Consider the following 381-nt stretch of genomic DNA (forward strand, 5'->3'; position numbering starts at 1 on the left):
CGTCATGTCACCTGTTCCAATCCTCGGTTACCAGGTTGCAAGGTCATTTCATATGCAGTTGCCAAGGTCCTTGAGTTCGCAAATCACTCTTGCGAGTCATTCGCTCCCTCAAAACTAAACACACACGCTACGCCTCTTCGCATTTCTCCGTAGAAAGGAGGTGATCCAGCCGCACCTTCCGATACGGCTACCTTGTTACGACTTCACCCCAATCATCCGCCCCACCTTCGGCGGCTGGCTCCCCTTAGGGTTACCTCACCGACTTCGGGTGTTGCCGACTCTCGTGGTGTGACGGGCGGTGTGTACAAGGCCCGGGAACGGATTCACCGCGGCATGCTGATCCGCGATTACTAGCAATTCCGGCTTCATGCAGGCGAGTTG

The 381-nt window shown here is 55.6% G+C and carries 1 rRNA gene; it reads right to left on the reverse strand.

The window, feature by feature from the left end:
- Positions 1-153 precede the first annotated feature (153 nt).
- A 16S ribosomal RNA gene (locus QMF38_RS11430) occupies positions 154-381 on the reverse strand; the annotation flags it as partial.

The sequence above is a fragment of the Alicyclobacillus hesperidum subsp. aegles genome, assembly GCF_027923525.1.
Taxonomy (GTDB): Bacteria; Bacillota; Bacilli; order Alicyclobacillales; family Alicyclobacillaceae; genus Alicyclobacillus; species Alicyclobacillus aegles.